Annotated in this window: 7 protein-coding genes and 2 pseudogenes; 5 read left to right on the plus strand and 4 right to left on the minus strand. The window is 67.5% G+C overall.

The window, feature by feature from the left end; genetic code table 11:
- Positions 1 to 57: 57 nt before the first annotated feature.
- From ABZ281_RS16340 to ABZ281_RS16360, 5 genes and pseudogenes are all read left to right on the plus strand, one after another.
- Positions 58 to 213 carry a hypothetical protein gene (locus ABZ281_RS16340; protein WP_356656012.1) on the plus strand — a complete coding sequence of 52 codons (156 nt, stop codon included), beginning with the start codon at positions 58 to 60 and terminating at the stop codon, positions 211 to 213.
- 196 nt (positions 214 to 409) lie between these two features.
- Entirely contained in the window at positions 410 to 2,041 is a 1,632-nt protein-coding gene (locus ABZ281_RS16345; protein WP_356656014.1) for a DUF2637 domain-containing protein, read from the plus strand.
- A 111-nt stretch (positions 2,042 to 2,152) separates the two neighbouring features.
- Positions 2,153 to 2,293, plus strand: a complete 141-nt coding sequence (locus tag ABZ281_RS16350) for a hypothetical protein (protein WP_356656016.1) — start codon at positions 2,153 to 2,155, stop codon at positions 2,291 to 2,293.
- A gap of 109 nt (positions 2,294 to 2,402) precedes the next feature.
- Positions 2,403 to 3,809, plus strand: a pseudogene (locus ABZ281_RS16355) (NF041680 family putative transposase); the annotation flags it as partial.
- A 417-nt stretch (positions 3,810 to 4,226) separates the two neighbouring features.
- On the plus strand, positions 4,227 to 7,412 hold the full coding sequence (locus ABZ281_RS16360; RefSeq protein ID WP_356656018.1) for a CHAT domain-containing protein: 3,186 nt from the start codon (positions 4,227 to 4,229) through the stop codon (positions 7,410 to 7,412).
- Positions 7,413 to 7,544: 132 nt separating this feature from the next.
- On the opposite strand, the gene ABZ281_RS16365 is transcribed toward ABZ281_RS16360, so the two are convergent.
- From ABZ281_RS16365 to ABZ281_RS16380, 4 genes and pseudogenes are all read right to left on the minus strand, one after another.
- Positions 7,545 to 8,465 (minus strand): hypothetical protein, encoded by a 921-nt coding sequence (locus tag ABZ281_RS16365; protein ID WP_356656020.1) that lies wholly within the window; start codon positions 8,463 to 8,465, stop codon positions 7,545 to 7,547.
- Positions 8,466 to 8,467: 2 nt separating this feature from the next.
- Positions 8,468 to 8,821 (minus strand): hypothetical protein, encoded by a 354-nt coding sequence (locus ABZ281_RS16370; protein WP_356656022.1) that lies wholly within the window; start codon positions 8,819 to 8,821, stop codon positions 8,468 to 8,470.
- 1,171 nt (positions 8,822 to 9,992) lie between these two features.
- Positions 9,993 to 10,997 carry a helix-hairpin-helix domain-containing protein gene (locus tag ABZ281_RS16375; protein ID WP_356656024.1) on the minus strand — a complete coding sequence of 335 codons (1,005 nt, stop codon included), beginning with the start codon at positions 10,995 to 10,997 and terminating at the stop codon, positions 9,993 to 9,995.
- Positions 10,994 to 12,903: pseudogene (locus ABZ281_RS16380) on the minus strand (DNA polymerase III subunit alpha); the annotation flags it as partial. The pseudogene ABZ281_RS16380 and the gene ABZ281_RS16375, both read right to left, overlap by 4 nt.

Consider the following 12,903-nt stretch of genomic DNA (forward strand, 5'->3'; position numbering starts at 1 on the left):
CTCGTGGACTCCCAGAGCGAGTAGCTCTACCGGGACCTCTTCACGATCTGCCACGAGATGGGCGACCGCGAGGGCCTGGAGCGCGCCGCCGCCCAACTGGCCCGGATCAACGCCGAGGAGGGCGTCGACTCCTCGCCCGAGACCCGTGGCCTGCTGCGCACGCTCCTCAAGGGCGAGAGGATCAAGCCCACTTTGGGGTCCGCGGCCTCATGACCACGACCCGCCCGAAATTCACCGACCTCCGGTGTCACACCGCAGCGCTCGACCACACCTGTAGAGAGCGAGGGGCCTCTTCGGCCGACCATCCGACGAAGGAGACGACGCACATGAGCCGCCGCCGCCAGCACGCCGCCGTCCCGCCCGCCGGGCCCGCAACCCAGGCGGCCCGCTCCAGGGAAGGGAGCTGCCGATGACCACCTTCCAGTGGGCGCTGTCCGCGGGTCTTGCCGTGGCCGGGATCGGGGCCGCGACGACCGTCGCCCTGGTGCTGGGCAACCGCCGAAGAGCCGCCGAGCAGAACGCCACCACCGAGGAACGCGCCGCGCTCGCCCTCCAGCGCCGCAACGCCTGGCAGCGCCGCCTCGCCGTGATCGCGCTCGGCATCGGCTGCCTGATGATGTTCGTCCTCGCCGGCATCGCCGCCTGGCTTTCCTTCGGGGCGCAGCGCGAGTACGCCCACGCCCACAACGGCGGCGACTGGGATGCCGCGACAGGGTTCGCGCTGCTCCTGGACGCCGGCGCGCTCAGCCTCAGCCTGATCCGCTTCTTCGAGGCCCTGACCCTGCGCTCTAGCGCGATCACGCGGATCCTGCTGCTCGGGTTCGTCTCCGCGTCAGCGGCGATGAACCTGCTCCACGCCCCCGAGGCGGGTGCCGGCTCCGCCTTCCTCGCGATGGTCCCCCCGCTGGTGTACGCGGTGCTGCTCGAGATGCTGCTCTTCAAGATCGAGCAAGTGATCATGGGCCGGCAGAAGCGCCGCAAGGCCGACCGCGACCGCAGCTACAGCCTGCTGCTGTGGCTGCCCTGGCCGATCGGCGCGCCGGTGAAGATGTGGAAGGCGTGGCGGGCCGAGCTCCTGGCGACCGTCGACAATGTCCGCGTGATCGGCTCCCAGCGCCCCCGCCCGTCGGCGGCTGCGCCCGCCACGGCAGAGGTGACCGTGCAGCGGGCCGAGACCGCCGCGCCCTCGGCCGTCACCACGGCGCCCATGAACGCCCGGACCGCCGGTCCCGCGCAGCCTGCCGCCCAGAAGGCCGAGCAACCTGCGCCCACAGCGGTCGCCGTGACGGCGCCGCCGGCGGCCGCGGAGACCGAACCCGGAGCCGTACCGCAGGAACCCGCACCGGCGGCCCCGGCGCCCGCCGCAGTGCCTGAGCCGCGCCCGGCCCCCGAGCCGGCGGCAGCGCCTACAGCAGCGGCGGCACCCGAACCGGAGCCTGAGCCTAGGCCGGTGGCCGAGCCTGCGGCTGCGGCCGTGCCCGAACCGGAGCCGGAGCCCGAGGGCATGGGTTGTGCGCCGGAATCCGGCGACCTCGCCGCGAAGCGTGCGCCCGAAGGCCAGCCGGGCGAGGCTGAGCCGGTGTCGCGGGAGGGCGCGGCAGACCCTGTCGAGGCTTCCAAGGTGGGCGAGCCCGCGAAGCAGGCTGACGAGGACGAGCTGCTGCCTGGTGACGAGACGGCCGACCTGGACCAGGACGAGCCGGACCCGGAGCACGACACCCCGCCGGACGAGGACGCAGAGGAGGATGCACGAGAGCGGGTGAGTATCGAGATCGACCTGTCGGTGCTGCCGCCGAACCTGTCCCAGCGGCAGCGGGCCGAGCGCATCTATATCGCCCACCAGGCCGCGGGTGTGGCTTTGACACAAGCCGACTTGGGCAAGTGGGCCGGCTACAAGAACCCGAACTCGGGCGGCAACGAGTACCGCCGGCTGGAGAGGACGCACGGACCCATCCTGGTCCGCGAGGGTGCCACCCACGTCGACCTGAACTGGTCCCGCCACCAGCAGCAGGCTGACTCCGGTCACGCAGTGGCGGCCTGACCCCTGCGGTTACGAGCTCCCCGGCCGGTGGTCCTGGCCGGGGAGATTGCTGTGTCGGACCGTGCGGGTAACCTCAGGGCGACACCAGACCGGGGACACAGGGGGCGGCCGGTGAGCAGCAGTTGGCATCGGGCCATCGCCGAGTTGAGCGCCCAGGGTGACGCCGCCCGAGCAGCCGCGGCCAGGGACGGGCATCTGGTGGAAGAGGCGCGCAGGCTTGCGAGGGTCATCCACGTCCTCCTTGTCCCGTGAGCTTGTCGAACTGGGTCGCTCACCTGGGTGTTCGCCGGACGGTGGGGCGGCCTTCGTCTGATCATGTGCCCCGACCAAGGTGCACCCGATCAAGACGAAGACAGTGAAGGTGAGTCTGCTGCCTGATGCCGGTCCAGGGGACGCGTTCGCGAAGGCGTCACGCTTCCGGGACGACCTATTCGACTGCCTGACCGCACGCGTGGACGAACTGTTCGAGCTCGTGGACGCGTTGCTCTGCGCGGACGGTCCGGTGACCTCACCGGTGGACCTGACGCTGGTGGCTGAGCACCGGCGGGGGCACGGCGCGATGTACGACGCGTTGAACCGCGGGAAGGTCGATGTGCCCCGGCTACGGCAGGTGCTGGCCGGCCTGCCGATGCCGCAGGCCGCCGACGGGCGCCTGGTCCTCGCCGTCGACATCAGTCACTGGCTCCGACCGGACGCGCCGACCAGCGCCGACCGTCTGTTCTGCCATGTCTACGGCCGCAACGGCCGCTCCTCCGACCAGCTCATCCCCGGCTGGCCATACTAGTTCGTCGCGGCCTTGGAGACGGGCCGGACTTCCTGGTGTCAGTTGCTGGACGCCGTCCGCGTCGGGCCCGAGGACGACGTCGCCGAGGTCACTGCCGCGCAGGTCCGCCGCGTGGTCGAGGACCTGATCGACATGGGCCGCTGGCACATCGGAGACCGCGACATCCTGGTCGTGTTCGACGCCGGGTACGACGCCCCGCGCATGGCCCACCTCCTGGCCGGCCTGCCGGTGGAGGTCCTCGGCCGGATGCGTTCGGGCCGGGTCATGCGCAAGCCCGTCCCTGTGGCATGGATCTCCCCACCGCAGGGCGGGCGGCCCCCAAAGCACGGCAAGGAGTTCCGCTTCGCCAAGCCTGACACCTGGGGCGAGCCGGACGCGGCAACCGTGCAGGTCACCGACCGGTACGGAACCGCCCGTGCGATGGCCTGGGACCGCATCCACCCCCGCCCGACCACCCGCTCCGCGTGGATCGACCACACCGGCGAACTCCCCATCATCGAGGGCACGTTGATCCGCTTGGAGGTAGACCACCTGCCCGGCGGAGGCGACCCGCTCCCGCTCTGGCTGTGGTCATCCGCGACCGGCCTGAGCGGCGAGGACGTCGACGTTCGCTGGCAGGCGTTCCTGAGGAGATTCGACGTGGAGCACACGTTTCGGCTGATGAAGCAGCCCCTGGGCTGGACCCGTCCGAAGCTCCGGACTCCCGAGACCGGCGACCGCTGGACGTGGCTGGTCATGGCCGCCCACACCCAACTCCGCCTCCTCCGCCGGGCCGCCGCCGACCTCCGCCATCCCTGGGAGAAGCTGGCCGAGCCCGGCCAGCTCACCCCCGCCCGGGTCCGCGGCGGGTTCAGAAACCTCCGCCCGCACCTAACCTGCCCGGCCCGCGCGCCCAAACCCACACGACCCGGCTCCGGACGACCCCTCGGCTCGAAGAACCGACGGCCCGCCACCCGCTACGACGTGGGCAAAACCGTAAAACGTCGAGGACACCTCGAAGATCCGCACCAGCCACGGACCGGCCAACATGGCCACCCTCCGCGACTTCGCGATCAGCACCGGCCACCCCAACATCGCCGCCGGCCTACGGCACCTCTCCTACCGGTCCCACACCCGCCCGCTCGACCTCATCGGCCTGTCCTGACCAGCAACACCACATGATCAACAGGGTTATGAATCAGCCCTGCAGCCAGGACGGGTAACCGTCAAGGCGCAGAATGCCTCTGGGTCCCAAGGGCCGGGAGGCAGGATGAGAGAGCGTCTAGCACACTGAAATGAGACTCCAAACAACTTGACGTGCGGTGCCGCGCCCCAGCTGGCTCATTTAGGCATGGCCCTCGGGAGTGGGTGAGGGGCCAAGTGCGCGCGTCCATTTGCCCGGGCTAAGCCCGAGGAGCCGTGATGGAGCAGTGGGAAGAGTTGTCCGCTGAAGTGTGGAGCCGGCTACGGCGCCTTACTGGTCGCGAAGATCTATCTCTTGTACTCGAACCCAGGGCCGTGGAGCAGGTCGCTGAGCTGACTGCGCTCCTCGCCAGCCCAAATATAAGCGTTCGAGTCTCCATAGACATCCGGTACCTGCTGGGTTGGATGCACTACTACAGATCCGAGGCGTTGCCACCAGGCGATGATGTGCAGGACCGCAACGCTGCGCTCGAGATGCTCACCCCCATCTTCGTGAGCCATCCCGAGGAAACGGCTCCAATGCCTAAGGAACTCTTGCCCGCGTTGGCGGCGCGGGCAGCACCCGCCGCAATCGATCTGATACGCCGGGCAGAGGAATCCTCCGATCCGGAGGCGCATGATACGGCGGTTGGATTGTGGCGTCGCATGGCCGATGCCATTCCTGAGGTGAATCCCGCTTATCCCGCCGTTCAGTCGAACCTGGGCTTTGCGTTGAGATCTCGCTTTGCGCGCCTTGGGCAACGGCAGGATCTTGAAGATGCGATTCAGGCCGATCGGGCAGCGGTGGATGCGACGGGATCCCAAGACCCCGACCGTGCTTTGCGTCTGTCCAATTTCGGGGCGATGCTGGGGATCCGGTTCGAGGAATTCGGGGAACGGCAGGATCTTGACGATGCGATCACCGTGCTTCGCTTGGCGGCAGAAGTAGACGCGTCCGCGCCCCAAGATAGCAATCGCACTACTAATATACTTGCCAATCTCGGGCACCTTCGGCGAACACGTCTTGAGCGATTCGGAAATTGGCGCGACATTGACGATGCCATCACTTCCCTTCGAGCAGCGGAAGCGGTGGGTGCCACGATCCCTGAGGATCCTGACCGGAATGCGGAAATAATCTCCGATCTTGCCTATTTGCTTAGTGTTCGGCACGTGCGCATGGGGGGAAGGCGAGACCTAGACGAGGCGATCGGATTGATTCGGGCAGCCCTGTCGGCAACCCCTGCCGAAGCCCCAAAACGACTCGCGCACTTGTCTGCTCTCGAGACGATGTTGGGACTTCGGTTCGCGCGCTATTCGGCCCCGGAGGACCTCGACGACGCGATAGAGACCGGACGCGAGCTACTGGATTCCGCTCCTTCCGACTCGGGCTACCGAACCCTCAACTCGACGAACCTCGGAACCTCCCTGCTGTACCGGTTTGGGCAGCGCGAGGAAAAAAAAGACCTCGATCAGGCGATCAATCTATTGCACCGAGCGCTGGAGCTTCGCACTGCTGACGCGTTCCAGGCAGCCAATATTCTCTCGAACATTGGGCTAGCGCTCAGGATCCGGTTCGAGCACTTTGGGGACCCTGAAGATCTCGAAAAGGCAGTCTCTGTGCTGCGGACCGCAACACGGTTGGTCCCTGCCGAAGATCCGGACTCTGCCGCTCTTCTCTTCAACCTCGGGACTGCGCTGGAGGTACGGCATAAGAGCCAGGGTGCGGTTGCCGACCTCCAGGATGCCGCGTCACAGTACGTATCAGCGGCAAATGTGGAGCGTGCGAGGCCGAAGACCCGTATTCAGGCAGCTCAGGCTGCCGCTATGTTGAATGCGCAGCGGGATCCTCATGAGATGTCTGAGGTGCTGGAGACCGCAGTCAGGTTGCTGCCCGAGGTTGCCTCGCCGAGGATCGAGTCTGGAGATCAGCATTACACACTCGGCCTATTTGCGGGGCTGGCGTCAGACGCAGCGGCCTTGGCCTTGTCGGACACTCAAATCCCTGAATCCCAACGCCCTGCGCGTGCTCTGAGACTCTTGGAAACTGGGCGTGCGGTGCTGCTCAGTCAGGCATTGGATGTTCGCAGTGACATCACCGATTTGCGGGAGCGGCGGCCGCAGCTTGCACAGCGATACGTTGAGTTGCGCGATCTGCTTGACCTGCCGCCGGATGCTGGCATAGATCGTCATGTCGTAGTCGGAAATTTCTCTGACGTTCTCGAAGAGATCCGTAGTCTACCCGGGTTTGAGTCTTTCGCTCGGATGCCTGATATGGAGGAATTGCTTCCCCAGGCCGCTTCTGGTCCAGTAGTTTCCTTTAGCGTCAGCTCCTTCCGAAGTGACGCGCTACTGATGGGCGCTAGCGGAATTACTTCCGTCAATCTTCCTCTCCTCGACATCAATACGTTGAAGGGTCAGGTCAGGTCTTTCCATGAGGCGCTAGGCGAGACTGGCGACGCCAGTGCCTCATTCTCTGATCGCAAGCGGGCCCAAGGCGTGGTCCGCGAGATCCTTGTCTGGTTGTGGGAAGCGGCGGCTGAACCGGTTCTTGATGCTCTCGGCTATAGTGGCCCGCCCTCGGGGGACTGGCCGCAGGTGTGGTGGGCAACTGGTGGTCTTCTTGGTCTGTTGCCCTTGCATGCAGCGGGGCACCATGGTCCTGGATTTGCTGGGCAATCGGTTATGGACCGGGTCGTTTCCTCCTATACTCCGACCATACGCGCCCTGGACTATGCTCGGCAGCAATACACAACTGCCTCCCAGGCTCCAGCCACTACTGGTGATGCCCGGTCGCTTGTGGTCGCCATGCCCACCACTCCTGGCCAACGGGCCCTGCCATACGCAGCCACAGAAGCAGTTCTGCTGGCTGGTCGCCTTCCCTCTCCAGTTCTGCTGGTAGAGCCTGACTCCTACTCGGCCGATAGCGCGGACGAGTCCCCCTCCGAGGCTCCGACCCTGTCTGCGGTACTTGGCGAGTTGCCGCACTGCGCGATCGCACACTTTGCTTGCCATGGCGCTCATGACACAGCCGATCCTTCCCGCAGTTATCTACTTCTGCATGACCACGCTACCGCTCCTCTGACCATTGCGAGTCTCGCGCCTGTTCGACTAGAACGAGCCCGATTGGCCTACCTATCCGCCTGCCGTACTGCTTTCCACGGCGCTGAACTGTATGACGAAGCCGTCCATTTGGCCGCGGCCTTCCAGCTCGCGGGATTTCCACACGTTGTAGCTGCTCTCTGGGAAATCTACGACCCTACTGCTATCGCCATCGCGGAGTCGTTCTACGACTACATACGCACCAGCGGCGCGGAAGTGGAGCCTAATCGCGCCGCCGAGGCTCTGCATCATGCCATACGAGCACTTCGCGACGAGTGCCCCAATCTTCCGTCACTATGGGCCGCCTACATCCACGCTGGCGCCTGAGTTCCCCAGGGAAAGGCGATCTGTGACGGGCAGGTGATATTCGTGATCATTGCGATTGCTTCATTCCTGATGCAACGCCATAATCGGGACATCACCGTTCGGGTGCTATGTCGAGGGCGCGGCTGGTGGTGGCTAGGGCGGCGTCAGGTGAGCGGTGATGGTACTGCCGATCTCGGGAGTTGCGGGGCCATTGTGGGGCAGGTCGAGCTGCTTCGCGAGATCGAGGATATGCAGACGGGTGGCAGCGTCGATGAGCTGGGCGTAAGTGTCGGCTGCGGTTCGGGTCTGGCGCCAAGCCGTTACAGCGAGGGTGGCGGTGACCACGATTGCAGGCCACCACCAGCCGGTCAGTGGCGCGTAGAGCACGGCCCAACCTGCCAGGGTTGTGGCGCGCGTCAGACTGGTCCGGGCGCTGGTGATCTCGGTACGGACCTGCTCCTCCAAGGTGAGCCAGAGCGACGGCCAAGCCCACGCCAGGTCCAGGCCGAGCTCGTCACGCAGGCGAATGGAAACTGAGTGGATACGGTCGCCGCTCCAGGTCGGACGGTCTGGACGAATCTGGGCGATGCGCGCGAGTTCGCGGTAGGCGGCGTCTCGTGCTGCGCGATCCACAAGGGTGCCATGGACTCGTGCATCTGCGGCAGCCGTTCGCGCGGCCTGATATGCGACGTTGGCAGAGTCCCAGCGTTCGCACCGCTTCTTTACACACCACCCGACGATGTCGCTCACCCAGCCGGGCCACCAGGCCCGCCAATCGGCGGCCAGGGTGAGGATCTCCATGATGCGGCCCAGAGCTTGCGCCGCAAGGCCGGCGGCCGCAGCGCTGACCAGGATGGCAGCAAGAAGAATGATCTGACCGCTGACAGTTGTGACCGTCGGAGACTTCGCCCACAGCGCGATCTGGTGTGTTAGCCGACTGGCATCTAGGGGGTGCGCATGGCCAAGGGTCGGCGCGGCGACGACAGCGGCAATGTAGAGAGCGCCGGGCAGGACGAGCAAAGTCAGCCAGCGTTCAGCGAGCTTCTCGCCGAGAGCACTCAGGAAGTCGCCCATCGCTACAGGCGATCTTCACGTAGGGCCTGACCGCTGATCGCACAGCGCGGGGGTGAGCCGGGTTGAGGCCAGCTGTAGCGCGAGCACTGGTCGACCGGGCACAGATAGACGACCTCGTGGGAGGGGGGCGGCTTCGCGGTGTCGACGCCGTCTGGCACCAGCCCGCGATCACTGGGTTGGACCCTGCCGTAAAGGCCAAGCGCGTCGCCAGCGTCGCGCAGGGCTTGGTGAATCGCCTCCAGGGCTGGACCACACTGCTGGCCAGCAACGAGCGCCTGCCGCAGATCGATCAGAAGAGGCGGATCTCCCATGACATCCGTTTGATTGCCCCCCAGATCCTCCCGGATCTCCTGCATGTGGGCGCAGATGTACGTTAGGCACGCTTTGGTGCGAAGCGCAGCGCCTTCTGGTCCCTCGGCGGCGGGACCGAGGGAAGGGTGAGGGGATTGATCGGCCATCGGACTCCCAGCTCTGGTTCCCAGTCGGCAAGTTGTGGGCCTGCAGTGTCGGCGTGGTAAAGCCATGGCGGACCACTCGGCTGTGGCACTTCGCACGATATGCGAGTGATTCTGCTTATTAGTGGAACTCTGCGCCGTTTTGCCACTGTTCGCGTCAAAGAGGTTGTTTGGCGAACGGAAGTTCCGCCGCCTCCCGGCGGCCGTCCCCTCGCCCCTGATGGCCGTCCCGTCCTGTGTCCGGCGGTCCCGCCTCCTGTGCCTGCCGCGGCCTGCCCTGTGCCTGGCCTCGGGTCCGCCCGCGCCGGGTGTGGGGGTGCTCGTTGATCCAGGTTCCCTTCACCCGGGGCCCGCGCCGGGTGAACGTCTTGCCCTCGAGGGCGTCCGGACCGTCGACGGGCCCAGCAGGTCCGGCGCCCCGCGCGGACCACAGCGGGCGCGCACAGCCCGGCTCGTGCGCCCTGTCCGGCCCGAGAGCATCACTGAACGAAACCGACTCGGACCATAAAAGACAAGATCAGTGCCTGTTCCTAAACCCCGTCCGGGGCTGGTCAGGACGCCTTTTCGTCTATCCGGCCGCGCCGGTCTGCCGTTCGGCTAACAGTCACCGTGACCGTTCGCCGAACGGCTGCGGCGAGGGCGATGGTCAGAGCCCGGTGCCGAAGGGCACCCTGGAGGCGTGGTGACCAGGAAGGCCCCCCGCTGCCGTCAGTGCGGAACGGCTCTTCCCGACGGGCCCAGGAAGAGCCGTCGGTACTGCTCAGCGACGTGCAGAACGAGAGCCTGGCGCACGATGAAGGCTCGCCGCGAGGCAATCGACGCCGGCGGGGCAGCCCTCCAAGCAGTGCTCGAAGGTCGTCGCCATCCCTGGCCCCGCTTCACGTGTCCGGAGTGCGGCAGCACCTGGTATGCCGCGGACACCCCGTTCGGGAAGACGAAACGATCTGACAGCGTGTACTGCTCACCTCGCTGCCGGACGCGGGCATGGCGCCGACGATCGCGTTCAGGAGGCGTCACCGCGTGACGCCTCCTGGTGACGCTAACCGCAGGCTTGGCGTTGAGGAACAGGCACTCACCCGAAGGTCGATGCGGCCCCTGCGATGCCGGGACCGTAGCGACGGCGCGCCCTGTCGAGGGCAGCCTCGAGGCGGAGAAGTTTTTCGTCGCGATCGTCGAGCGTGAGCTGGTGGACGGCGTACTCGGCGGGGCGAAGGCGTTCCGCTCGTAGGGCGAGCGCGCGGACCCGGGCGCGTTGGAGACCGAGGCCGGCGAGGAGGTCGCGGGCGGCGGCCGCCAGGGCGGGGGTGTGGGCGGTCGGTTCGGTGAGGCTGCGGGTGCGGGTGGTCTGGGTGCGGTCGGCGTAGGTGACGGTGAGCGTGAGGGCCTGGGTGATCTCGTCGGCCGTGCGCAGCCGGGCGCCGAGCTCCTGGACCAGGCCGAGGACTGTGCGGTGGTGCCGGTCAGGGTTGAGCTCGTCGCCGTCGAACCGGTGTCCGGCGCTCATGGTCTTGGGGGCGGCGCCCGGGACGACGGGGCGCTCGTCGCGGCCGTGGGCGAAGTCGTGGGCTTGCCGGGCCGGTCCTGTGCCGAGGATTCGCTGGAGCGTGGTGAGCGGGGTGTCGGCGATGTCGCCGACGGTGGTGATGCCGTAGCGGGCGAGGGTGCGGGCCGTCTTGGGGCCGATGCCGGGCAGTGCGGCGGCCGACTTCGGGCGGAGGAACGCAGCGATCTCGTACGGGTCGTCGGCGACCACCGTGGCGGATCCGGGCGGGGTGGCGTCCGCGGCCATCGCCGCGATACCGCGCGTGGGACCGGCGCCGGCTGAGCTCTGGACGCCGTGGAGCGCGAGCAGGCGCAGGCGGATCACGGCAATGAGGCCTTCGACATCGCGGTCCCAGAAGGTGAGGGCGCCGGTGAGGTCGACGTAGGCGGACCAGTCGGCGGGCAGCGGCTCGATGCGGGGGCTGATGCCGTCCAGCACGGTGAGCAGGTGGCCGTACAGCTCATCGTTGCGCTCCACGGGATGGAAGTGGAGCCGCAGAATCGCGCGCGGCCGCAGGTTCCTGGCAGGGGTCATCCGGCGCTCCCTTGGCTCTTGTGCCCGAAGCGGGTGAGGTCGGCTGATCGGCTTCCGGCGGGCTGAAGGTCGCTCCAGGGGTGCATGAGAGCACCCGCGGTGCCGACGGGCATCGTCCGCGACGGGCCGGCCTGGGCGGGGGTGGGCGCGGGGGGCTGGCCCAGGAGGTCAAGGACGGCTTGCGGCCCGTGGGTGGCGCGGGCGGCGGCGAGCTCATCGAGGTCCCAGGCCATCTCGCCGACCACGGTGCGCCTTGGTCCGCGGGCTTCGATCTTGCCCCTGACCAGGAGTAGGCCGTGATGGAAGACCGTGTGCGCGCACCGCTCGTGGGAGTCCTCGAAGAAGGCGAGGTCGACGAGGCCGGAGCCGTCTTCGAGGGTGACGAAGATGATGCGCTTCCCGGACGCGATCGGCGGAGTCTGGGTGGAGGCTCGGACGCCGGCGACCAGGACAAGCTGTCCGGGATGCATCGCACGCAGGTGCTTGGCGTCGGTGGCGCCGATCTCGCGCAGCAGCCGATGGTGGTCCTCCATCAGATGCCGCGAAACGTCGATCTTCAGGACGCCGAGCTCCGCCTCCAGCCGCTCGCGGGCGGTCATCTCCCGCAGCCCGGACGGGCCGGCGGCATCGAGCGGGGTGTCCAGCTGCAGCTGGCCGACGCCCGGCCGGCTGCGGGTCTGGCGGTGGAGCTCGGTCGCCTGCAGAAGCAGGTCCCGCCGCGACGACTCCCCCTTGAGCGGGTCGAGGGCGCCGATGCGGATGAGCCGCTCGACGGTAGGGAGCTTGGGGTGAGCACGGGCGTAGAAGTCCTGCAGGGAGGTGAAGGGCTGGCCCTCGGTGATTCTCGCGACCTCGTCGTCCGAGATGCCGTGCACCGACGCGAGGGAGATCCGCACGCCCCAGCCGGATGCGGTCCGCTCGACCGTGTACTGGGGCTGCGACAGGTTGACGTCGACGGGCAGAACGGGGACGTCATGGCGGCGGGCGTCAGCGACGATCACCCGGGCCGGCCACATACCCGGGTCGTGCTCCAACAGCCCCGCGTACAGCGCGGCGGGGTGATGGGCCTTGAGCCACGCGGACTGCAGCGCCGGCACGGCGAACGCCACCGCGTGCGCCCGGCAAAATCCGTAGGCCCCGAACGACGAGACGATCTCCCAGACGTCGTCCAGCACGGTCGGGCTGTAGCCGCGGGCCCCGGCGAGCTGCCGGAACCAGCCCTCGACCTTCACCAGGCGCTGCTCATCGCTGAGCGCGCGGCGGGCCACTTCGGCCAGCGCGCGGTCGCAGCCCGTCATGACCGCCAGGATGTCGATGATTTGTTCGTGCCAGATCGTCACGCCGTACGTGTCGCGCAGGACCGGTTCCAGGTCGGGGTGCGGGTAGACGGGTGCGGCGCCGTGACGGGCGGCGATGAAGAGCGCAGGCATGCCGCCCTGGACGGGGCCCGGGCGGAACAGCGAGATGTCCGCGATCACGTCCTGCGGGCCGCGGGGCTGGAGCCGGCCGACGAGATCTTGCTGGCCGGGCGACTCGAGCTGGAACATCCCGACCGTGTCCGAGTTCTGGATGAGCGCGAAAGCGAACCGGTCGTCGAGCGGGACGTGGTCGGCGTTGTCCAGGTCGATCGCACGGCCGGTCGTGCGGCGGATCTCCTTCACCGCGTGGGCCATGGCGGACTGCATCCGGACCCCCAGGACATCGAGCTTGAGCAGGCCCATGTCCTCTACGTCCTCTTTGTCCGCCTGGAGCATCGGGTATTCGCCGCCGGGTGTGGGCTGTACCGGCAGCCGGTCCAGGAGGCTCACGTTGGAGAGGATCACCCCGCACGGGTGCATGGCGATTCCGCGCGGCAGGGCGTCCAGCCCTTCGGCGAGCTCCCACAGCGGCCCGAACTGCTGCGCCT

This window comes from Streptomyces sp. NPDC006265, assembly GCF_040613555.1.
Taxonomy (GTDB): Bacteria; Actinomycetota; Actinomycetes; order Streptomycetales; family Streptomycetaceae; genus Streptomyces.